The sequence below is a fragment of the Cellulosimicrobium sp. PMB13 genome (assembly GCF_051294865.1).
Lineage (GTDB): Bacteria > Actinomycetota > Actinomycetes > Actinomycetales > Cellulomonadaceae > Cellulosimicrobium.
This window is the reverse complement of record NZ_CP145910.1, coordinates 3,669,633-3,691,031: the sequence shown is the minus strand read 5'-3', so window position 1 is coordinate 3,691,031 and position 21,399 is coordinate 3,669,633. Positions and strand designations below refer to the sequence as shown.

Annotated in this window: 20 protein-coding genes; 10 read left to right on the top strand and 10 right to left on the bottom strand. The window is 73.4% G+C overall.

What is annotated here, in order from left to right; translation table 11 throughout:
- Positions 1–139 precede the first annotated feature (139 nt).
- Entirely contained in the window at positions 140–3,862 is a 3,723-nt protein-coding gene (locus tag V5D56_RS16615; protein WP_435736391.1) for a carbohydrate-binding protein, read from the top strand.
- Between the two features lie 109 nt (positions 3,863–3,971).
- Here the strand turns inward: V5D56_RS16615 and V5D56_RS16610 are convergent, their stop codons facing one another.
- The 3 genes from V5D56_RS16610 to V5D56_RS16600 form a co-directional block, all read right to left on the bottom strand.
- Positions 3,972–4,421 carry an iron chaperone gene (locus tag V5D56_RS16610; protein WP_435736390.1) on the bottom strand — a complete coding sequence of 150 codons (450 nt, stop codon included), beginning with the start codon at positions 4,419–4,421 and terminating at the stop codon, positions 3,972–3,974.
- Between the two features lie 116 nt (positions 4,422–4,537).
- A complete protein-coding gene (locus tag V5D56_RS16605) occupies positions 4,538–5,470 on the bottom strand; it encodes an aldo/keto reductase (protein ID WP_435736389.1) in 933 nt (310 codons plus the stop codon).
- A gap of 18 nt (positions 5,471–5,488) precedes the next feature.
- Positions 5,489–6,349 (bottom strand): aldo/keto reductase, encoded by an 861-nt coding sequence (locus V5D56_RS16600; RefSeq protein WP_435736388.1) that lies wholly within the window; start codon positions 6,347–6,349, stop codon positions 5,489–5,491.
- A gap of 136 nt (positions 6,350–6,485) precedes the next feature.
- Here V5D56_RS16600 and V5D56_RS16595 point away from each other — a divergent pair, with 136 nt between their 5' ends.
- The 6 genes from V5D56_RS16595 to V5D56_RS16570 all read left to right on the top strand — a co-directional run bounded on the left by V5D56_RS16595 (position 6,486) and on the right by V5D56_RS16570 (position 11,696).
- A complete protein-coding gene (locus V5D56_RS16595) occupies positions 6,486–7,439 on the top strand; it encodes a LysR family transcriptional regulator (protein ID WP_435736387.1) in 954 nt (317 codons plus the stop codon).
- Entirely contained in the window at positions 7,436–8,713 is a 1,278-nt protein-coding gene (locus tag V5D56_RS16590; protein WP_435736386.1) for an MFS transporter, read from the top strand. Before V5D56_RS16595 ends, V5D56_RS16590 begins: the two co-directional genes overlap by 4 nt.
- 81 nt (positions 8,714–8,794) lie before the next feature.
- A complete protein-coding gene (locus V5D56_RS16585) occupies positions 8,795–9,031 on the top strand; it encodes a hypothetical protein (RefSeq protein WP_435736385.1) in 237 nt (78 codons plus the stop codon).
- Positions 9,032–9,181: 150 nt separating this feature from the next.
- Positions 9,182–9,790 (top strand): carboxymuconolactone decarboxylase family protein, encoded by a 609-nt coding sequence (locus V5D56_RS16580; protein ID WP_435736384.1) that lies wholly within the window; start codon positions 9,182–9,184, stop codon positions 9,788–9,790.
- Positions 9,787–10,698, top strand: coding sequence for an RNA polymerase sigma-70 factor (locus tag V5D56_RS16575; RefSeq protein ID WP_435736383.1), 912 nt, complete (start codon positions 9,787–9,789; stop codon positions 10,696–10,698). The genes V5D56_RS16580 and V5D56_RS16575 overlap by 4 nt, the downstream gene beginning before the upstream one ends.
- A 155-nt stretch (positions 10,699–10,853) precedes the next feature.
- A complete protein-coding gene (locus V5D56_RS16570) occupies positions 10,854–11,696 on the top strand; it encodes a siderophore-interacting protein (RefSeq protein WP_435736382.1) in 843 nt (280 codons plus the stop codon).
- Between the two features lie 6 nt (positions 11,697–11,702).
- Here the strand turns inward: V5D56_RS16570 and V5D56_RS16565 are convergent, their stop codons facing one another.
- Positions 11,703–12,812, bottom strand: a complete 1,110-nt coding sequence (locus tag V5D56_RS16565) for a fatty acid desaturase family protein (protein ID WP_435736381.1) — start codon at positions 12,810–12,812, stop codon at positions 11,703–11,705.
- Positions 12,813–12,947: 135 nt separating this feature from the next.
- On the bottom strand, positions 12,948–13,901 hold the full coding sequence (locus tag V5D56_RS16560; RefSeq protein ID WP_435736380.1) for a helix-turn-helix domain-containing protein: 954 nt from the start codon (positions 13,899–13,901) through the stop codon (positions 12,948–12,950).
- Positions 13,902–13,990: 89 nt separating this feature from the next.
- Here V5D56_RS16560 and V5D56_RS16555 point away from each other — a divergent pair, with 89 nt between their 5' ends.
- Entirely contained in the window at positions 13,991–14,140 is a 150-nt protein-coding gene (locus tag V5D56_RS16555; protein ID WP_435736379.1) for a hypothetical protein, read from the top strand.
- 111 nt (positions 14,141–14,251) lie between these two features.
- Here V5D56_RS16555 and mqo read toward each other — a convergent pair whose 3' ends face one another.
- The 4 genes from mqo to V5D56_RS16535 form a co-directional block, all read right to left on the bottom strand.
- Positions 14,252–15,769 (bottom strand): malate dehydrogenase (quinone), encoded by a 1,518-nt coding sequence (gene mqo, locus V5D56_RS16550; protein ID WP_435736378.1) that lies wholly within the window; start codon positions 15,767–15,769, stop codon positions 14,252–14,254.
- A gap of 103 nt (positions 15,770–15,872) precedes the next feature.
- On the bottom strand, positions 15,873–16,619 hold the full coding sequence (locus tag V5D56_RS16545) for a maleylpyruvate isomerase family mycothiol-dependent enzyme (protein ID WP_435736377.1): 747 nt from the start codon (positions 16,617–16,619) through the stop codon (positions 15,873–15,875).
- A complete protein-coding gene (locus tag V5D56_RS16540; RefSeq protein WP_435736376.1) occupies positions 16,610–17,365 on the bottom strand; it encodes a pyridoxine/pyridoxamine 5'-phosphate oxidase in 756 nt (251 codons plus the stop codon). Before V5D56_RS16540 ends, V5D56_RS16545 begins: the two co-directional genes overlap by 10 nt.
- Positions 17,362–18,006 (bottom strand): TetR/AcrR family transcriptional regulator, encoded by a 645-nt coding sequence (locus tag V5D56_RS16535; protein ID WP_435736375.1) that lies wholly within the window; start codon positions 18,004–18,006, stop codon positions 17,362–17,364. The genes V5D56_RS16540 and V5D56_RS16535 overlap by 4 nt, the downstream gene beginning before the upstream one ends.
- Before the next feature lie 120 nt (positions 18,007–18,126).
- Between V5D56_RS16535 and V5D56_RS16530 the strand changes: the two genes are divergently transcribed.
- The gene (locus V5D56_RS16530) at positions 18,127–19,557 is read left to right on the top strand and encodes an MFS transporter (RefSeq protein ID WP_435736374.1); all 1,431 of its coding nucleotides are present in this window, start codon (positions 18,127–18,129) and stop codon (positions 19,555–19,557) included.
- Between the two features lie 99 nt (positions 19,558–19,656).
- Here V5D56_RS16530 and V5D56_RS16525 read toward each other — a convergent pair whose 3' ends face one another.
- Complete coding sequence (locus V5D56_RS16525; protein WP_435736373.1) at positions 19,657–20,832, bottom strand: M24 family metallopeptidase; 1,176 nt, start codon at positions 20,830–20,832, stop codon at positions 19,657–19,659.
- Between the two features lie 138 nt (positions 20,833–20,970).
- Here V5D56_RS16525 and V5D56_RS16520 point away from each other — a divergent pair, with 138 nt between their 5' ends.
- Positions 20,971–21,351, top strand: a complete 381-nt coding sequence (locus V5D56_RS16520; RefSeq protein WP_435736372.1) for a cupin domain-containing protein — start codon at positions 20,971–20,973, stop codon at positions 21,349–21,351.
- Positions 21,352–21,399 lie beyond the last annotated feature (48 nt).

Here is a 21,399-nt window from a genome sequence, read left to right as displayed (position 1 = left end):
CCGACCGTCGCTGTACGGGGCCCCTCGCCCCAGGCGGCACAGCGGTGCCTTGACGGCGAGGCGGGAATGCGATTACCGTGCGGGAAACCGGTTTCTCGCGTGCCCACCGCAGAGCACGCGCATCTCGACGAGGAGATCCATGACACCGTTCGGGCGGACCATCCGCACGTCGCTGGCGGCAGTGGTCGCAGCGGCACTCACCGTCACGTCCGCGATGACGGCTGTCGCCGTCGGGCCGGGCACGGCGCTCGACGTGAACGACCTCGCGCCGGGCGACTACGCCTCCGTGGTCGACACCGGGACCGACTTCACGATCTACGCGACGGCCGCCAAGAAGGTCACCGTCGACGCGGCGGACCGCGTCTCCGACCGTGGCGACGTCTTCTCCCAGCGCATCAAGCTCAACGGGTCGGGCAGCGCCGACGCCCGCTCCCTGCACTTCACCGTCGGCGCGGAGGACGTGCCCACCCAGGTCGTCGTCAACGCCCGCAGCAGCGGCGCGAGCGACCGTGCGCTGGCCCTCTACGGCGCGACCGGGGAGGTCGCCCGCGTGCCGGCGCCGGCCGACGACGAGACGCTGCCCGTCGCCACCGCGACGATCGACATCGACGCTCCCGGTGACTACTACCTCGCGTCCCCGAGCTCGGGCGTGAACGTCTTCTTCGCGCAGCTCGGACCCGTCGACCTGGGAGACCGTGCGCCGTGGGCCGGCGTGGCGGCACCGGTCGTCGACTCCGTCGCCCCCGATCCCGCGGACCCCGGGAGCCTGCTCGTGGGCTTCACGGGCCTGCTCGGCACCGACGGCGGCGACGTCGCGCACGCCGCGCTCCACGACGCGACGGGCGCCGTCGTCGACCGTGCCATGACCGTCGTCGACGGGCCGACGGGGACGGTCGCCCTGACGCCGCCGGCGTCCGGCGACTACGAGGTCGAGGTCTCGATCACGCGCTACGGCGAGGACACGCCGCTGACCTCGGCGCGCGTCGCGCACGCCGGGTTCTCGCTCCCGCTGGCCGCTCCGGAGATCGTCTCCGCGCTGACCACCGCCGTCTCCGGCGGCCGGGGGACCCTGTCCACCGAGTGGTCCGCGAGCCCCGAGGCCGAGACGTACTCGGTGCAGGTCAGCCAGGACGGTGCCACCTGGAGCACGGTCGTCGACGGTGTCGTCGGCACCGCCGCGGACGTCACCGGCCTGACCACCGGTCAGACCTACCAGCTGCGCGCCGTCGCGCACCGTGGCGCCGACTCCGCCGTGGGCGCGCCGTTCGAGGTCACGGTGGCGACCGCCGTCGAGCGGTGGAAGATCGCCGACATCGGGTCCAACGCCGGTTCCGGCGGTGAGGTGGTCGAGAACGCCGACGGGTCGATCACCTTCGACGCGCGCGCCAGCTCGACCAAGCTCGCCTCGTCCGAGGACGGGTTCCAGTACTTCTACACCGAGATCGACCCGGCGGAGGAGAACTTCACGCTCACCGCCACGTTCCACGTGGACGACGCCGCCGCGAAGGACAACCAGTCCGGGTTCGGCGTGCTCGCGGTCGACACCCTGGTGCCCGGAGACTCCGCGGCGCGGTACTTCAACTCTGCCGGTGCGCTGATCACGCGCTATGGCGAGGGCACCGGCACGGTGCGCGACGGCACGCCCGGCGCCCGGTTCGTGCACGGCTACACCGGCGCGCCGCACGACAGCTCCGCGGGGACGCGGGACACCTCCGACGCAGAGGTCTTCGACGAGGCCTGGCGGGCGGACGCCACCGGCCCCAAGTTCGCCACCGGCGACGTCTTCGAGCTCTCGCTGCGCAGGTCGAACACCGGGTTCCACGCGACCTGGCACCGGTCGGACGCGGAGAGCGGTGAGGTGCTCGAGGTCATCCAGTACGACCCCGACATGCTGCTGCAGCAGGACCCGGAGCGGTTCTTCGTCGGGATGGCCGTCGCCCGCAAGATCCAGGTGACGGTCACCGACTGGGAGCTCACCACGATCCACCCCGACGACGACGAGGCCGCCCAGGAGCCCCCGACCGAGTACGTCCCGGCGACGCTCGGCGTCGACATCACCTCGACGACCCCGGAGCGCAGCCTCGACGTCCCGCTCGTGGCGAACATGCACGGCACGGGGCAGATCCTCGACGCGGCGGGCCAGGTCGTGGTCGACGGCATCGAGCTCGCGCCCGGCGAGCGAGTCCTGGCGCCCGTCGCCCTGGAGGACGGCGTCAACGAGCTCACCGCCCGGCTGCTGCCCGACGCCGAGCAGCCGCACCTCGGGGAGCGCGAGGAGATCGAGTCCACCGACCCGGTGGACGTGCCGCTGACCGTCACCGTCAAGAGGTTCGGCGAGCCGGGCCAGTCGGTCTGGGTCGCTCCGGACGGCTCGGCGGACGGCGCCGGCACCCGGTCCGACCCTCTGGACCTGCACACGGCGGTCGGGTTCGCCCAGGCAGGGCAGCAGATCGTCCTGACGGACGGCGTCTACACCCCGACCCGCAAGATCGTCGCCGAGCGCGGCCGCGACGGCACGCAGGACGCTCCGATCACGCTCCTCTCGGAGCCCGGCACCCGCGCGACGCTCGACCTGTCGCAGTCGCCCGACGGTGGCCTGGTCCTGCGCGGCGACTGGTGGCACGTGTACGACCTCGAGATCACGGGCTCGCGCGACAAGGCGAAGCCGATGCTCGTCGAGGGCCACCACAACGTCGTCGAGCGGGTGGAGTCCCACCACAACGCCGACACGGGCATCCAGATCTCGGGCCGCAGCGCCGAGCCGCCGTCGATGTGGCCGTCGCACAACCTCGTGGTCTCGTCGGTCGCGCACAACAACGCCGACGCGGGCGGCAACGACGCGGACGGCTTCGCAGCCAAGCTCACCGTCGGTGAGGGCAACGTGTTCCGGAACGACATCGCGCACCACAACATCGACGACGGCTGGGACCTGTACGCGAAGTCGACCACCGGCCCCATCGGGACGGTGATCGTCGAGGACTCCGTGGCGTACGACAACGGCTGGCTCGAGGCGGACCCCTCGCGGACCGGTGAGGGCAACGGGTTCAAGCTCGGTGGCGAGTCGATCCCTGGCGACCACCTGCTGCGCAACTCCGTCAGCTACGGGAACCTCGGCACGGGCGTGACCTCGAACTCGGGCCCGGACGTCCGGCTCGAGGACGTCACCTCGGTCGCGAACGACCGCGGCGTGCGCCTCGAGACCAACGCGAGCACGACCGCATACCAGGCGAGCGGCGTCGTCTCCTGGCAGAACCCGGCCGTGGACGTGCTCGCGCTCAAGCAGGACGACACCTCGCTGCTCATCGACCCGTCGAATCACTGGAACCTCGGCGGGGCGTCGACCGTGGACGCCTCGTGGTTCGTCTCGCTCGACGTGGACGGCATCCGTCCGCAGATCGCCGCCGACGGCTCGGTCGACCTGTCCGGGCTGCTGGAGCTGACGGACGCCGCGCCGTCGGACGCCGGCGCCCGGTTCACGCCCGTCGAGGAACCGACAGTCATCGAGCTGCTGCCCGAGGTCTCGGCTCCCGAGCCCGGCCCGAACCCCTGGTACGCGAGCACCGCGTACCAGCGCGGTGACCTGGTGCAGCACGACGGCGTGGTCTACGAGGCACGGTGGTGGACGCGCAACCAGGAGCCGGGTACGTCGCCCTGGTTCGGCCCGTGGGCAGAGGTGGGCCCGGCGACCGCGGCACCTGCGGTGGCCGAGTGTGCCGAGCCGTGGGACGCGTCCACGGTGTACGTCGGTGGCGAGGTCGTGGCGCACGACGGGGTCGCCTACCGCGCGCAGTGGTGGACCCGCGGGCAGGAGCCCGGCGCGAGCGTCTGGGGTTCGTGGTCGGCCGTCGGGCCGTGCGCCTGAGCGCGGCCGGGCTCGCCCCGGTCACCCGGGGCGAGCGCGGCGGTCGGTGACACCGGCAGAGCGGGCCGAGGCAGCACGACGCTGCCTCGGCCCGCTCTGCTCGCACCCCTCAGCCGGCCGCCGTCCGCACGAGCCGGGCGATCTCCTTCTCGTTCGCCGCGGTCATCGCCGTGAGCGCGAACGACGTCGGCCACATGCTGCCGGCGTCGAGCCGGGCGTCCTCGTTGAACCCGAGGGTCGCGTAGCGGGTCCCGAACTTCTCTGCCGCCTGGAAGAAGCACACGATCGGGCCGCTCTTGCTCCCCTTGCCCGGCAGGGCGTAGGCGGGCTGCCCGTACCAGGTGCGGGGGACCAGGTGAGGCGCCTCGGCCCGGACGATCGCATGGACGGCCTCGGCGAGGGCTCGGTCCGCGTCGGACATCTCGGCGATCTTCTCGCGGACCGCCGCCTCGCCGTCGGTCGTCGCCTTGAGCTCCTTGGCCCGCTCCTTCATGGCCGCGCGCTCCTCGGCGGTGAATCCCTCGTAGCTCGTCGTCGCAGCCTTCTGCGTGCCGGTCATCGGTCGCTCCTTCTCGGTCGGGTCGTTCGATGTCCCGATGCTAGGAACCGGCCGGTCCGGACCGCTTCTCGAAACCTGATCGATCGGACGTCGGCGGCGGGGACCACGCGCGGAGGTCACGGCACGGTGTGGCCCGCCGCGCGGAACAGCTCGTACCACTCGGCGCGCGTGAGCGGCACGTCGGACCCCTGGGCGGCGCCCGCGACACGGTCGGGGCTCGTCGTGCCGAGGACGACCTGCATCTGCGCAGGGTGGCGCGTGATCCACGCGGTCGCGATCGCGATCGGCGGCACCTCGTACCGCGCGGCGAGGCGGTCGACCACCGCGTTGAGCTCGGGGTACTCGTCGGACCCGAGGAACACGCCCGGGACGAGGCCGGCCTGGAAGGGCGACCACGCCTGGACCGTGATGTCGTGCAGGCGGCAGTAGTCGAGGATCCCCTCGTCGCGGCTCACCGACTGGTCGAGCGTCGCCATGTTCGCGGCGACGCCCTGCGCGACGAGCGGTGCGTGCGTGATCGAGAGCTGGAGCTGGTTCGCGACGATCGGCTGCTCGACGTACCGGCGCAGCAGCTCGATCTGGCCCGGGGTGTGGTTCGAGACGCCGAACGCGCGGACCGTGCCGGCCGCGTGCAGGTCGGAGAACGCGCGCGCGACCTCCTCGGGCTCCACGAGGGCGTCCGGGCGGTGCAGCAGGAGGATGTCGAGGTAGTCCGTGCCCAGCGCCTCGAGCGATCCGTGCACCGACCCGACGAGGTGGTCGTACGAGAAGTCGAAGTACGGTCCGTCCCGCACGATCCCGGCCTTGGACTGGATGACCCACTCCGCACGCTCGGCGGGGGACAGGCGCGTCGCCTCCGCGAAGCGGCGCTCGCAGCCGTGCAGGTCGTCGCCGTAGACGTCGGCGTGGTCGAGGAACGTGATGCCGGCGTCGCGAGCGGTGCGCACGAGCGTGCGCACCTCGTCGTCGGTCTTGTCCTGGATGCGCATGAGCCCGAGCACGACGTTCGGGACCACGAGGTCCGTCCCGGGCAGGGTGAAGGTCTTCACGGTGCTCCGTCCGTCCGGTCAGGCTGCGGAGAGGCGGGAGACCTCGTCGTCGGTGAGGACGAGGTCGACGGCCCCCGCGGAGTCGCGGATGCTCTCGGGTCGTGACGCGCCCGGGATGGGGATCACGACGGGCGCGAGCGCGAGCTCCCACGCGAGGGTCACCTGGTAGACGCTCACGCCGTGCGCGTCGGCGACCTCCTGGAAGGCCGCGTGCGTGCTGCCCAGCTCGCCTGCGTTCGCGATCCCGCCCAGCGGGCTCCAGGGCAGGAACGCGACCCCGAGCGCCGCACAGTGCTCGAGCTCGTCCTGGCTGGACCGGAACCGCGGCGAGAACTGGTTCTGCACGGACACCAGCCGGCCGCCGAGCACCTCGTTCGCGAGGTCGATCTGCGCGACGTCGGCGTTCGAGATGCCGGCCATCTCGACGACGCCCTCGTCGAGGAGCTCGGCGAGCGCGCCGACGGAGTCGGCGTAGGGCACCGCGGGGTCCGGGCGGTGGAACTGGTAGAGGCCGATCGCCTCGACGCCGAGCCGGCGGGCCGACTCCCTCGCCGCCTGCTTGAGGTAGGCCGGGTCGCCGTTCTTCGTCCACGTGCCGTCGCCGGGGCGCAGGTGCCCGCCCTTCGTCGCGACGAGCACGCCCGACGTGTCGCCGCCGTACGACCGCAGCGCGCGGGCGATCAGGTCCTCGTTGTGGCCGACCTCGTCGGCGTGCAGGTGGTACGCGTCGGCGGTGTCGACCAGGGTGACGCCCGCGTCGAGCGCGGCGTGGATCGTCGCGACGGACCGGGCCTCGTCCGGACGACCCTCGATCGACATCGGCATGCCGCCGAGGCCGATCGCGGAGACGGTCCGGGATCCGAGCGTGCGCTGGTGCATGGTGCTTCCTCACGGGTCGAGGGGAGGGGCGGCACGTGCGGGACGTCTTGGCCGGCACGTGCTCATCGAGCGTAGGAACGGATAACCTAGAAGTCCAACGATTGTCGGTCGTCAATCCCAGAAGAATGAGTGGTCAATGGATCTGCGGCAGATGGAGTACCTCGTGGCGCTGGCGGACGAGCGGCAGTTCACGCGCGCCGCCGCGCTCACCGGCGTCTCCCAGTCCGGCCTCTCCGCGGCGATCCGCAGCCTCGAGGACGAGCTCGGGTCGAGCCTGTTCACGCGCACGACGCGCCGCGTGGAACCGACCGAGGCCGGTCTCGCGCTGCTGCCGTTCGCCCGGTCCATGCTCGCCCAGGCGGCAGCCGCTCGCGACGCGGTCGTCCGTGCGACGCACGCGCTCTCGGGCTCGCTGCGGGTCGGGGCCGAGCAGTGCCTCGGGGTCGTCGACGTGGCCGCGCTCCTCGAGCGCTTCCACCGACGGTTCCCGCTCGTCGAGATCCACTTCGTGCAGGCCGGATCGCACGACCTGCTCGCGCGCGTGCGGGACGGCGACGTGGACGTCGCCTTCGTCGCGACGACCGAGCACCTCGGTGCCCTGACCCAGACGGAGCTCGGCCGGGAGCCCCTCGTCCTCGTGTGCCCGCCCGAGCACCACCTCGCGACCCGTGGACGGGTGGGGTGGGCCGACCTCGTGGGGGAGGACTTCGTCGACCTCGACCCCTCGTGGGCGGCGCGCCCCGTGAACGACGTGGCGTGCGCGGCGCACGGCGCGCACCGCCGGGTGCGGTTCACGGTCAACGACGTCCACACGCTGCTGGAGCTCGTGGACCGTGGGCTCGGGATCGCGATGGTCCCGCGCCACGTCGCCGCGAAGCCGCAGGCGGCGCGCCTCGTGACGGTGCCCCTGCCGGAGGCGGGCGGCCCGAGCTGGGTCGTGTCGGTCGTGACGGGGCAGCGTGGGCACGGGGCGCCCGCCGCCTCGCAGCTGCTCGAGCTCCTCGCGGACGCGCCCGCGTGCCGCGGTGCCGACGCCCAGCCCGCCGACGTCCAACCCGCCGACGTGCAGACGGCCGGCGAGGCCTCGTGACCCGATCGGCCACGACCCGCGCGACGGACGACGCGCCGCTCTTCCCGTTGCGCAGCGTCGTGCTCGGCGCGTTCGTCCCGACGCTCGTCCTCGAGATCGGCGTGGGCGCGATGCTGCCCGTGGTCGCCGTGACCGCGACCGGCCGCGGCGCGAGCCTCACCGTCGCGGGTCTCGTGACGGCGCTCCTGCCGCTCGGCAAGATCCTCTTCGACCTCCCCGCGGGATCGCTCGCGACGCGGCTCGGCGACCGCACGGCGATGCTGCTCGCGGGCGGCGTCGCCGTCGTCGCGTTCTCGACGGTCGCGCTGACGAGCGCGTTGTGGGGCCTCGCCGCCGGCGTGCTCGCCCTCGGGGCGTCGTCCGCCGTGTTCAACCTCGCCCGGCAGTCGTACCTCACGGAGATCACGCCGCCGCTGCGACGGGCGCGCGTGCTGTCGACGCTCGCGGGCGTGCACCGCATCGGGCTGTTCATCGGCCCGTTCGCGGGCGCGGCGGTGATCGCGGCGACCTCCGTGCGCGGCGCCTTCTGGCTCGGCGCGGTCTGCGCGCTCCTGGCGGTGGCGGTCGTCGCCGTCGTGCCGCCGGAGCGCGACGGCGGCGAAGCGCCCGGCCGGACGGGGCGGGTGACGCGCCCGCGAGCGAGCATCGCGCAGGTCGCGCGCGAGCACCGACGGCTGTTCGCCACGCTCGGCGTCGCGATCCTCCTCATCGCCGCGGTGCGCGGCGCGCGCCAGACCGTGATCCCGCTCTGGGGCGAGCACCTCGGGCTCGACGCCGAGGTGACGTCCGTGATCTTCGGGATCTCCGGCGCCCTCGACATGCTGCTGTTCTACCCCGCGGGCAAGGTGATGGACCGGTTCGGGCGGCTGTGGGTCGCCGTCCCGTCCATGCTCACGATGGCGCTCGCCCTCGCGCTGGTGCCCGTCGCGCACACGCCTGCGGCGCTCGCCGTCGTCGCGGCGCTGCTGGGCATCGGGAACGGGATGGGGTCGGGCATCGTCATGACGCTCGGGGCCGACGTCGCCCCGGCAGACGTGCGCCCGACCTTCCTCAGCGTGTGGCGGCTGTTCCAGGACACCGGCGACGCGCTCGGGCCGCTCGTGCTCGCGGCGGGCGCGGCGCTCGGGTCGCTCGCCGCGGGCATCTGGGCCGCCGCCGCTCTCGGCGGCGCGTCGACGGCGGCGCTGGTGCGCTGGGTCCCCCGGTACTCCCCGCTCGCGGACCTCACGGGTCGCGGCCGGCGGCGCCGGGACGCGGACCGCGCGCGGGTGTGACCGGGGCGCTCGCGAGAATGGACGCGCGCCCTCCGGGAATGGACGTGCGCCCGCCGCGTCGGCACGCCTAGGGTCGGACCCGTGCCCGACGACGCGTTCCCCGACCCGTTCGACCACCAGGTCACCCGGGACGGGCGCGTGCGGGTCGCCCGGGGCGGCCGCGTCGTCGTCACCGTCGCGGGGACCGCGGCGGACCGTCTGGTCGCCGCGCTCGGTCGCGCCGAGGCGCGGGGGGACGAGCACGAGGTGCAGCTCCTCCTCGCACGCGCGACCGGGAACTACCGCAGGGGTAACGAGAAGCGGTCGCATCGTCCGTGACCTCGTCCGGGAGCGCTCCTGCCGGCGCCCCCGACAAGCGCGTGTGACGCACGCCACGACGCCGACGGGTCGGACCGTGTCACGCCGCCGGGCAGCGGCGTGTCCTCATGGCACCGGCGCGACCAGCGTGCCGGACCGGAAGGAGCACCCATGGCCCGCATCTCCCTCGACCCGCCCCGCACGCTGCTCAACCGAGCGCTCGCCGCGCTGTCGCGTCGCCGGTACGGCGCGGTGCTCGACCCGCTGGCGGCCGTCGGGCACAACCCCCGTGTCGCCACGACCTACTGCGCGCTCGAGGCCGGCGTCGCGCGGTGGCGCGCGCTCGACCCCACGCACGCGGCGCTCGCCGTCATGGCGTCCGCCGTCGAGATCGGCTGCTCGTGGTGCGTCGACTTCGGCTACTGGGAGTCCGAGCACGGCGACGTCGACGCGCGGCTGCTCCACGACGTGCCGGTGTGGCGCGACAGCGACGTCTACACCGCGGCCCAGCGCCACGTCCTGGAGTACGCGCAGGCGATGACGGCGACGCCGCCGACCGTCACCGACGAGCTCGCGGCGGACCTGCGGGCCGACCTCGGCGACGCGGCGTTCGTCGAGCTCACCGCCCTCGTCGCGGTCGAGAACCTGCGCAGCCGCGTCAACGCGGCGCTCGGGCTGTCGAGCCAGGGGTTCTCCGACCGGTGCGAGGTGCGGCCTGCGGGGTCGCTGCGCGCGGCGAGCGGTCCGGCGACCGGTGCCTCGGGCAGGCTGGGGGAGTGAGCGACGACGGCGCACGCGGCGCACTGCCCGGGCACGACGAGAGCGACGCGCTGCTCGCGCCGTTCGCCCGCCACCGCCGACTGCTGTTCACGGTCGCGTACGAGATGCTCGGCGCCGCCGCGGACGCCGAGGACGTGGTCCAGGAGACGTGGCTGCGCTGGTCCGCGGACGACCGTGACGACGTGGTCGACGCGCGCGCCTACCTCGTGCGCATCGCCACGCGTCTCGCGCTCAACCGGCTGCGGACGCTGCGGACGCAGCGCGAGACGTACGTCGGGCCGTGGCTCCCCGACCCGCTGCTCACGACGCCCGACGCGGCGTTCCAGGTCGAGCGCACCGACGACGTCTCGATGGCGATGCTCGTCGTGCTGGAGACGCTGAGCCCGCTCGAGCGTGCGGTCTTCGTGCTGCGCGAGGTGTTCGCGCTCGACCACGACGAGGTCGCGCGCGTGCTGGACCGCACGCCCGAGGCCGTACGCCAGACGGCCCACCGGGCGCGCGAGCACGTGCGCGCCCGGCGCCCGCGCTTCACTCCGCCCGGCGACCAGCAGCAGGAGGCGACCCGGCGGTTCATGGAGGCGTGCTTCACGGGCGACGTCGCCGCTGTCGTCGCGGCGCTGGCCCCCGACGTGGTCGTCGTGACCGACGGTGGCGGCAGGGCCCGGGCGGCGATGCGTCCGGTGCACGGGGCGGACAAGGCGGCGCGCTTCCTCGTCGGGCTCGCGGCGAAGCCGGAGATGGTCGACCTCGTGGCCGAACCGGTCGCGGTCAACGGAGCGCCCGGTGTCGTGTGGCGCGCCGACGGCGTGCCGGTCATGGCTGGTTCCGTCGAGTTCGACGGCGACCGCGTGGCGCGCGTCCTCGTGTTCCGCAACCCCGAGCGGCTCGCGGGGCTCCGCCGTCTCTGATCGACGGCGCGGGTCGAGGGCTCCGGCGGGTGTGGCGTCGAGCACATCGACGGCGGGGTGGAGGTGAGGTTAGGCTCTCCTGCGGTCGCCCAGGACGGTGATCGGTCGTCCGGCAGTCTGCCGGTCCCGACCCGTGGAGGAACGAGGAGCCGACGGTGGCGAACTTCAAGATCGTCAAGCCTGCCGATGCACACGTCCTGACGCTCGAGGTCGTCGGGTCGAAGCGCGTCAGCCCGCACGTCGTGCGCGTGACCCTCGGCGGAGAGGGCATGGACCACTTCACCCCGATGGGGTACGACCAGTGGTTCCGCCTCTTCCTCACGCGACCGGACCAGGACGCGCTGAGCCTGCCCACGCGCTCGTCGGGCCTCTGGTACGTCCAGTACCTCGCCACGCCGAAGGCGCGGCGCCCGTTCGTGCGCAGCTACACGGTGCGTGCGGTGCGGCCCGACCTGCGCGAGCTGGACGTCGACTTCGTCGTCCACGGCGACGAGGGCCCGGCCTCGCGCTTCGCGCTCACCGCCGAGCCGGGGGACCGCGTGGGGCTGCTCGACCAGGGCGTCGGGTACAACCCCCGCGTCGAGCACGACTGGACCCTGGTCGTCGCGGACGAGACCGGGCTGCCCGCCGTCGCGGGCATCTGCGAGTCCCTGCCCGACGACGCGCGCGGCCTCGCGGTCGTCGAGCTGCCCGACCTGGCCGACGTCCAGGACTTCCGCGTCCCTGCCGGGGTCGAGCTGCGCTGGATCGCGCGGTCGGACGGTCCTGCCTCAGCCGACGCGCCGTCCGTCGCCGGGGACCACGCCGTCCCCGGGCGCCTCGCCCTCGAGGCCGTCCGTGGGGCCGATCTCCCGTCGGCGCCGGTGTACGCGTACGCCGTCGGGGAGTCGTCGTTGGTGACCGGTGTCCGTCGGCACCTCGTCAACGACCGCGGCGTCCCGAAGACCCACGTCGACTTCGTCGGCTACTGGCGCCACGGCCAGGCCGCGTCGTCCTGACGCGGCTCAGACCTTGCGGAGCTGCTTGAACATCGGGCAGTCGAAGGGGTCGCGTGCGGACAGGCCCACGTCGTTGAGGTACCGGACCACGATCGCGTAGGACTGGGCGAGGCTCGTCTCGGTGTAGGGCAGGCCGAGGTTGCGGCAGTGCTCGCGCACGATGTCGCGCGCCCGCGCGAGGTGGGGCCGGGGCATGCTCGGGAAGAGGTGGTGCTCGATCTGGAAGTTGAGACCACCCATGAGGATGTTCATGAACCAGCCGCCCCGGATGTTCCGCGACGTGAGCACCTGCTTCGACAGGAAGTCGATCTTGCTGTCCTCGGGGATGATCGCCATGCCCTTGTGGTTCGGTGCGAACGACGCGCCCATGTACACGCCGAACACGGCGAGCTGGACCCCGAGGAAGGCGAACGCCATGCCGAGCGGGAGCGCCCAGAAGATCAGCGCGGCGTAGGTCGCGAGGCGCACGGTGATGATCGCGAGCTCCGTCATGCGCGTGCGCAGGTCGGCGCGGACGCCGTCGCCCGAGATGAGGCTGCGGAAGGCGGTCACGTGGAGGTTGAGGCCCTCGAGGGTGAGGAGCGGGAAGAACAGCCAGCCCTGGTAGCGGTTGATGAACGCCTTGATCCCGGTGGCCTGGGCGGCGTCGTCGCCGAGGAAGACGATCACGTCCGGGTTGATGTCGGGGTCCTTGCCGCGCCTGTTCGGGTTCGCGTGGTGGCGTGTGTGCTTGTTCATCCACCAGGAGTAGCTGATGCCCACGACCGCGTTGGCCAGGATCTTCCCGACCCGGTCGTTGAGGGGGCCCGAGGCGAACACCTGGCGGTGCGAGGCCTCGTGCGCCACGAACGCGAACTGCGTGAAGATCAGACCCAGGGCCGCAGCCATGAGGAGCTGGAACCACGAGTCGCCCAGGAGGACGAAGCCCGTGACGACCCCGCCCAGCGCGAGCGTCAGGAAGCCGAGGGTCCACAGGTAGTAGCCCTGCGCGCGCTCGAGGAGGCCGGCGTCGCGCACCGTCCGTGAGAGGGCGGTGTAGGTGCTGGTGACGGCTGCGCCGTCGTCGGTCTTGGGTCGGGTGGCCCGGAAGCCCGGACGGACGGCGGCAGAAGTCATGTGCATCCTTGCAGGGGATCGAGTCGACTTCTCAGCCGTGGTGGTGAGCGGGTGCTCGTGAAGCAGATGGCCCGATCCTACGGGACCGTAGGTTGTTCGCAATCGTCCACGGCGTGAAGAAGCCGCGAAGGCCTGTCAGGCGGCGTGGCGGAACGTGTGCCGGAACTCGGTGGGCGTGACCCCGACGGCCCGCCGGAAGTGGTGTCGCAGCAGCGCCGCGGACCCGAACCCGCACCGGCGCGCGACGTCCTCGAGATCGGTCCGCGTCTCCTCGAGGAGCGTCTGGGCATGGGCGACTCGCTGGGCGGTGAGCCAGGCGAGCGGTGTCGTGCCCGTCTGGGCGACGAAGGTGCGCGCGAACGTCCGCTCCGACGTGTGGGCGCGCCGGGCGAGGTCGCGCACGGTCAGCGGCTCGTCGAGGTGCTCGGTCATCCAGTCCAGGAGCTCGGCGAACGAGTCCTCCTCGGCCTCCGGGACCGGGCGCTGGACGAACTGCCGCTGGCCGCCCTCGCGCTGGGGCGGCACGACCATGCGGCGGGCGATGACGTTCGCGACCCGGGACCCGAGCTCGCGTCGGACGAGGTGCAGGCACGCGTCGATCCCCGCGGCGGTCCCCGCGCTCGTGATGAGGTCGCCGTCGTCCACGAAGAGCACGTCCGGGTCGATGTCGAGCGTCGGGTGCAGGCGCCGGAGCTCCTCGGCGTGCATCCAGTGGGTCGTGACGCGGCGCCCGTCGATGACGCCCGCCGCGGCGAGGACGAACACGCCCGAGCAGACGCTGAGGAGCGTCGCGCCGCGGGCCGAGGCGCGACGGATCGCGTCGAGCACCGCCTCGGGGTAGTGGCTGCCGATGCGGATCGCCGGGACGATCACGAGGTCGGCGTCGTCGACCGCGTCGAGGCCGAGCGCGGGGACGACCTGGGCGCCCACCGACGTGCGCACGGGCTCACCGGCGACGGGACCGCAGACCCGGAAGTCGAAGCGCGGCACTCCTTGGTCGCTGCGGTCGAGGCCGAAGACCTCGCACACGACACCGAACTCGAACGGGGCGAGGCCGTCGCTCACGACGGCCGCGACGGTGCGGATCATGGCCCGACCGTACGCCCCTGGCAGGATCTTGTCGACACCCGTCGGTCCTGCCACTCGTCCGGCGCGCAGCCCACGACGATGCTCGAGGCATGGACATCCTCTGGGGCGTGATCGCCCTCCTCGTCGTCGTCGGCTCGACGGTCGTGGCGCTCGCGGTGCGCCGCGAGGACCCGGCGCGGCCGTGGTTCCCCGCGGGTTCGCGTGAGGTGCCGGGAGCGCAGGAACTGGACGTGCGGTGACTCGTCGTGTGACGCGACCTGCGGTGCCGCGCCTCCGGGCGCGGAAGGCCGTGGACGTGCGACGGCCCGGACCTCCGTGGAGGGCCGGGCCGTCGTCGGGACGCTGTCGCGTCAGGCGCGCGTCGAGACGTCGAGGTCGGCGTCGCCGGTGAGCTGGTCGAGGCCCTCGAGCTCCTCCGCCTCCCACGGCGCCTGGCCGAGGCTCGGGATCATCGTCGCGAGCTCGGGGCGCCACTTCGTGAAGCGGTTCGGGAAGCAGCGCTCGAGCAGGTCGATCATCGCCGGGACGGCGGTCGACGCGCCCGGCGAGGCGCCGAGCAGGCCCGCGATCGAGCCGTCGGCCGCCGCGATGACCTCGGTGCCGAACTCGAGGACGCCCTTGCCGTCCTTGTCGCGCTTGATCACCTGGACGCGCTGGCCCGCGGTGATGGTCTCCCAGTCCTTGGGGTGGGCCGTCGGCATGAAGCCCTGGAGCGCCGTGAACTTCGTCTCGGGGCTCGCGAGGAGCTGCCCCACGAGGTACTGGGTCAGGTCGAGGTTCTTGACGCCCGCACCGACCATCGAGCCGAGGTTGTGCAGGCGCAGCGACGTGAACAGGCCCAGGTACTTGCCCTTCTTGAGGTACTTGGGGCTGAACCCGGCGTACGGGCCGAACATGAGATAGCTCTTGCCGTCGACGACGCGCGTGTCGAGGTGGGGCACGGACATCGGCGGGGAGCCGACGTCGGCCTTGCCGTAGACCTTCGCCTGGTGCTGCGCGACGAGCTCGGGGTCGTCGGTGCGCAGGAACTCGCCGCTGATCGGGAAGCCGCCGTAACCCTTCGCCTCGGGGATGCCGGCCTTCTGCAGCAGCGGCAGCGCGCCGCCGCCGGCACCGACGAAGACGAACCGCGCCTCGACGGTCGAGCGACGCACGGGCGCGTTCCACGACCGGTCCTTGACGGTGAGCCGCCAGCGGGCGTCCTTGGTCTTCTTGAGGTTCTTCACCTCGTGCTCGAGGAAGAGCTGCGTCCCGCTGTCGACGAGGTGGTCGACGAGCTGCTGCGTGAGTGCGCCAAAGTCGACGTCCGTGCCGCTCGTGGCGCGCGTCGCGGCGATCGGCTCGTCGCCGTCGCGCTCCGCCACGAGGAGGGGCGCCCACTGCGCGACGACGGCGGGGTCGTCGGAGAACTCGAGCTCGCTGAACAGCGGGTGCTGGCGCAGCGACTCGAACCGACGGCGCAGGTAGTCGACGTTCTCCGCACCGCGGACGAACGTCATGTGCGGCGTGCGGGAGATGAAGCTCGCCGGCTGCGGGAGGGCGCCCGTCGTGAGGAGGTGGTGCCAGAACTCGCGCGAGACCTCGAACTGCTCGTTGATCGTCACCGCCTTGGTGATGTCGATCGAGCCGTCCGGCCGCTCGGGCGTGTAGTTGAGCTCGCACAGTGCGGCGTGGCCGGTTCCGGCGTTGTTCCAGGGGTTCGACGACTCCTGCGCGACGGCGTCCAGACGCTCGTAGATGCGCACCGTCCAGGAGGGCTCCAGGACGTTGATGAGGGCGCCCAGGGTGGCACTCATGATGCCACCGCCGATGAGGGCTACGTCGATCTGGTCTGCGGTGCTTGCGGGGTTGCTCGCTCGACTCGACACGTTGCGATTCTACGCTTGTGACAGAGTGCACAAAGTGTGCGGTGCGTCACGGGCGTGCGTCACATTCGGCCGGGACCAAGGTCCCGCGCGGGCGGGTCCGGTGCTACGTCGCAGGTGGCGAGTACGGCGAGGGCCACGGGCCGATCTCCGGGAGAGCGGTGCGCTCATCCCCGCGCCAGGCCTGCGGCTCGTCGTCGGGCGTGCGGCCCGCGAGCCAGGCCGCGACGTCGAGCAGCGATCCCGTCACCGTGGTCCCGGCCCGGGTCTGCGCCGAGGACGTGTCGAGGTCCACCGCGACGCCCTGGGGCAGGCGGACGGCGAGGAAGTCGAGCAGGTGCGCCGCGAGCGCCGGGGGCCACGTGCCGATCCCGATCCCCGTGTCGAGGTCCACGGCGTGGAGCCGGACCTCGCGCCACCACGCGACGAGCGCGTCGACGACGGTGCCGTCGCGGTAGGAGACGGGCGCCTCCCACCCGGCCGAGCCGGGCGCGGGCCACGCGGCCTCCAGCCGCTCGGCGAGCGCCGTGAGCGCCGCGGCGTGCTCGACGACGGTCCGGCGGGCCCCGGACTGGATGCCGGCCTCTCGGCCTTCCGCCCCGCCGTCGTACACCTCGACCAGCTCGCCCGCCGCGGCGCGCTCAGCCTGGCGCGCCATCGCCTCGCCGATCGCCGTGACGTGCGCGAGGACATGGCTGCGGGACCACCCCGGCAGGAGCGACGGCGCCGCCAGCGCCGCGGCGTCGAGCGAGCCCGCGGACCGCGTGACTGCGGCGAGGGCGGCCCGCGCGTCGTCGCGGACCGCGTCGACGTCGGGCACCGTTCCGGTGCGGGGAGTGTCGGTCAGGGCCACAGGAGCTCCTTCGTCCAGCCGGGGGAGGGTTCGTCGCCGGGCCGCGGAGCCGTGGCCGACGTGGTGTAGCGCAGACGTGCCTGTCCGTCGCCCGGCGACGACGCCCAGAACTCGACCGTCGTGGCTTCGAGCGCGTACGCGGTCCAGGTGTCGAGCACGGTCTCCGGCTCGGTGCGCACCCGAGCGAGCGCCGCGTCCCAGGCCGCGCGATAGTCCCTCCGCGAGGCGAGGGTCGCGCTCTGGTGCCCGGCGAGCGCGGTCGCTCGTGAGAGCTCGGACCGGGCCAGGAAGTCCGCCGCGGACGCCTCGGCCCCGAGCGGCACGACCGGGCCCCGCACGCGCACCTGCCGGCCGCGCTCGCGCCACAGGAACGTCAGTGCCGCGTGGGGGTTCTCCGCGAGCGCGACGCCCTTGGGGGAGTCGGAGCGCGTGGCGAAGGACCAGCCGGCCGGGCCGACGTCCTTGAGGAGGAGGGTCCGGGCGTCGACACGACCGCGCGCGTCGGCGGTCGACAGGGTCGCGGCGTGCGGGGCGGCGACGCCGGCCGCGACCGCGTCCTCGAGCCAGTCGACGAACAGCGTCACGGGATCGTCGGGTGCCGCGTCCACGTCGAGGCCGGGCAGGTCGGCGCCGAAGACGGGCAGGGCGCGCAGCCGTTCACGCAGCGTCGGGCTGTCGGCCCTGTCGGCCCTGTCGGCACGGTGTGCCGTGTCGGCGCTGGCGGTGCCGTCGGTGCTGTCGGTCATGCGTCCTCCGGGGAGTCGGGTTCGGCGTCCGGGACGTCGGGCTCGGTGCGAGCGGCGGCGTCGTCGCGGGCAGGACGTCCGGTGCGGTCCGTGGACCCGGCGTCGAGCAGTGCCACGAACCCCCGGACCGCGCCCGCCATGGCGTCGGGGTCGTCGAGCGCACGCGCGAGGACGTACCCGCCCTGCACGATCGCGACCGCGGCGAGCGCGCGGTCCCGGGCCGCGTCGTCGGGCACACCGTCCGCGACGAGGACGGCCCCCGCGAGGTCGACCAGCCCGCGGAAGTAGTCACGGACCTGCGCGGTGAGCGTCGCGTCGTCCATGACGGCCTGGTCGCTCACGAGGCGCCCGACCTTGCACCCGGCCAGCGCAGGGCGCGGCCGCTCCAGGTAGCGCACGAGGCGCTCGACGGCGGTCCCGTCGGCGTCGAGGTCGCGGTGCGCGGCGTCGAGCGCGGCGGTCGTCGTCGAGCGCACCGCGGCCACGGCGAGGTCGTGCTTGGAGGGGAAGTGGTGGTAGAGGCTGCCCTGACCCACGCCGCTCGCGGTGAGGACCTGGCGCGGGCTCGTCGCGCCGACGCCCTGGGCCCAGAAGAGCTCCTGAGCGGCGGCGACGAGGCGCTCCCGCGAGTCGGTCGACATCATGGGTCACCATACCTACCTCTAGGTATGGTGGCGAGCCCGGCAGGGTTCAGCCACGACCGTCACGCTCCGTCCGCGCGCGGTCGGTACGGCAGGGCGGTCGAGTCGTACGGTGGGTCGGTGACGGTGCAGCAGCGCGTGCTGGTGGTGGCGGTCCTCGCGTCGTTCGTCTCGTTCCTCGACGGCTCGGTGGTCAACGTCGCGCTGCCCGCCATCTCGGACGAGCTCACCACCGGCCCGGTCACGGGGCTGGCGCTGCAGCAGTGGGTCGTCGACGCCTACATGATCACGCTCGGCGCGTTCATCCTCCTCGCCGGGTCGCTGTCCGACGTGCACGGCCGCCGCCGGATCATGGCGATCGGCCTCGTGGGCTTCGCGGTGACCTCCGTCGCGTGCGCGCTCGCCCCCGACGGCCTGGTCCTCGTCGTGGCGCGCGGCCTGCAGGGCGTCGCGGGCGCACTGCTCGTACCGAGCTCGCTCGCCATGATCATCTCCACGTTCGACGGCGAGCGGCAGTCCCGGGCGATCGGCTCCTGGACCGCGTGGACGAGCACGGCGTCGCTCGCCGGGCCGCTCCTCGGCGGGATCCTCATCGACACGATCTCGTGGCGATGGGTGTTCTGGATCAACGTGCTGCCCGTCGCCGTCACGCTGTGGCTGCTGCGCGGCGTCCCGCGCTCGGCCGCGGAGGAGGTCGGCGCGGTCGCCACGCGCAGGATCGACGTCGCGGGCGCCACCCTCGCCGCCGTCGGGCTCGCGGGCACGGTGTTCGCGCTCATCGAGCAGGGGCGGTTCGGGTGGTCGAGCCCGGTCGTCTGGGGGCCGTGCGTCGTCGGTGTGGCGTGCCTCGTCGCGTTCGTCTGGTGGGAGCGGCGCGCCCCCGACCCCATGCTCCCGCCACGCCTGTTCACCGTGCGGAACTTCGCGTGGGGCAACCTGGCGACCGCGGCGATCTACGGCGCGCTGTACTTCGGCGGGTTCGTCGTCACGCTGTTCCTCCAGCAGGTCGGCGGCTACAGCGCCACCGCCGCCGGTCTCGCTCAGCTTCCCGTGACGCTCGTGCTCCTCGCGCTGTCCACGCGGTTCGGGGCGCTCGCGGGCCGCTACGGGCCGCGGCTGTTCATGACGCTGGGCCCGATCGTCGGGGGCGCGGGCTACCTGCTCCTGCTCACCACCACCGAGGACGCCGTCTACGTCACCCAGGTACTTCCCGGCCTCCTGCTCTTCGGGCTCGGCCTCGCGATGACCGTCGCGCCGCTCACGTCCGCCATCCTCGGGTCCATCCCGGCGGCGGACGCCGGCATCGGCTCCGCGGTGAACAACGCGGTGTCCCGCGTCGCGGGGCTCGTCGTCATCGCGCTCGCGGGCGTGATCGTGGGCGGCGTGCTCGACCTCGACGGGTTCCACCGCTCGCTCCTCGTCACCGCCGCCCTGCTGGTGCTCGGGGGAGTCCTCAGCTGGGTCGGGATCCGCAACGAGCGCGTCCGGGCGTCCGACGGGGCAGACGTCGAGGGTGCCCCGGACCACCCTGAGGCCGAGCCGAGCCGGTGACCGCGGCACGACCCCGCTCGGCCGCCGTGTCGACGGCCCGGCACGCACGCCGGCTCCGCCGCCGGGCCCACCGCGGGGGTCAGCCGGCGGCGAGACCCGTCAGCGGACCGTCCGCAGGTCGTGGGTCGACGTGTTGAGGCGGCGGGCGCCGTCGGGCGCGTCCGGCGGGAACGCGACGACGATGTCCTCGATCCGCACGCCGAACCGTCCGGGCAGGTAGATGCCCGGCTCGACGGAGAAGCACATGCCGGGCTCGATCGGCCGCTCCTCGCCCTCCACCATGTACGGCGGCTCGTGCGTCGTCGTGCCGATGCCGTGGCCCGTGCGGTGGACGAACTGCTCGCCGTACCCGGCCTCCGTGATGACCGCGCGCGCGGCCCGGTCGACGTCCTGGCACGTCGCTCCCGGGCGCACGGCGTCCACGCCTGCCTGCTGGGCCCGGCGTACGACGTCGTACACCTCGCGCTGCTGGGCGGCGAGCGTGCCGTCGGTCCCGCCCTCGACCAGCACGGTGCGGCTCGTGTCCGACCCGTACCCGTCGCGCAGGCCGCCGAAGTCCAGCACGACGAGGTCGCCCGGCTCGATCACCCGGTCGTCGGCCTCGTGGTGGGGGTCGGCGCCGTTCGGTCCCGAGCAGACGAGCGTGAAGTCGACCTGCTCGTGGCCGTGGTCGCGCAGGAAGCGGTCGAGGTCCGCGGCGACCTCGGTCTCCCGACGGCCCGCGAACGGCACCTGCAGGACGTCGGCGAACGCGGCGTCGGCGGCGGCCCCCGCCGCGGCGAGCCGCTCGACCTCGGCGGGGTCCTTGACGGCGCGCAGCATCGGCAGCGCGTGCGTGAACGCGAGGAACCGCGCGGCCGGGAGCGTGCGCTGGAGGCCGAGCACGTGCAGCGCCCACGTCGAGTCGGACACCGCGTACGACCCGTCGCCGTCCAGGAGCCGCGCGGCCGTCGCGTGCTCGTCCTCGCCGTCGCGCCACGGCACGACCTCCAGGCCGTCGGTCCCCGCGCCGCGCAGCAGGTCGCCGCGCTCCAGGAGCGGCACGACGACGGCCGCCGCCCCGGCGTCCGGGAGCGTCGCCGGGATCGACAGGAGGGTGAGCCGCTCGGTGACCGCGGTCGGCGTGTACCCGGTGAAGTAGGCGAGCTCGGGGCCGGGGGACACGAGGAGACCGGCGAGCCCGGCCGCTCGCGCCTGCTCGGCGGCGCGTGTGCGGCGGGCGGCGTAGACCTCGGGGCCGAACGCGGCCCCCGTGCGTGCGTCGGTGCTCGTCATGTCGTCAGCCTGGCACCGCTGGGCTCGGAGATCGACCCGAGCGTCGCGAGGCCGGCCTCCCGAGGGCCGATCGCGACCTCACGGGCCGGGTCTCGCGCGGGTGGCCGCGGCGTCGGCTCCGCGTGGCAGGGTGGGCGGATGACCGACGTACGCAACCTCTTCGCCGCCCTCGACGCGTTCGACGGGCACTGGCAGCCCCACCGCGTGACGAGCCTCAACGACTACGACGTCAAGGTCGTCAAGGTGCTCGGCGAGTTCGTCTGGCACACCCATCCGGAGACCGACGAGCTGTTCCTCGTGCTGTCGGGCGAGCTGACGATCGGCCTGCGCGAGGACGGCGTCGAGCGCGAGGTCGTGCTCGGTCCGAGCGACGTGTTCGTCGTGCCGCGGGGCGTCGAGCACCGCCCCCGCGCCGACGTCGAGACCGCTGCCGTGCTCGTCGAGCCGCAGGGGACCGTCAACACGGGCGACGCCGGAGGCGATCTGACGTCACCGCTGCGCGAACTCCCGCCGAGGTAGGTCCGTGGTCCGCTCCCAGCCCCACGGCTCCACCCCGGGACGTGGAGT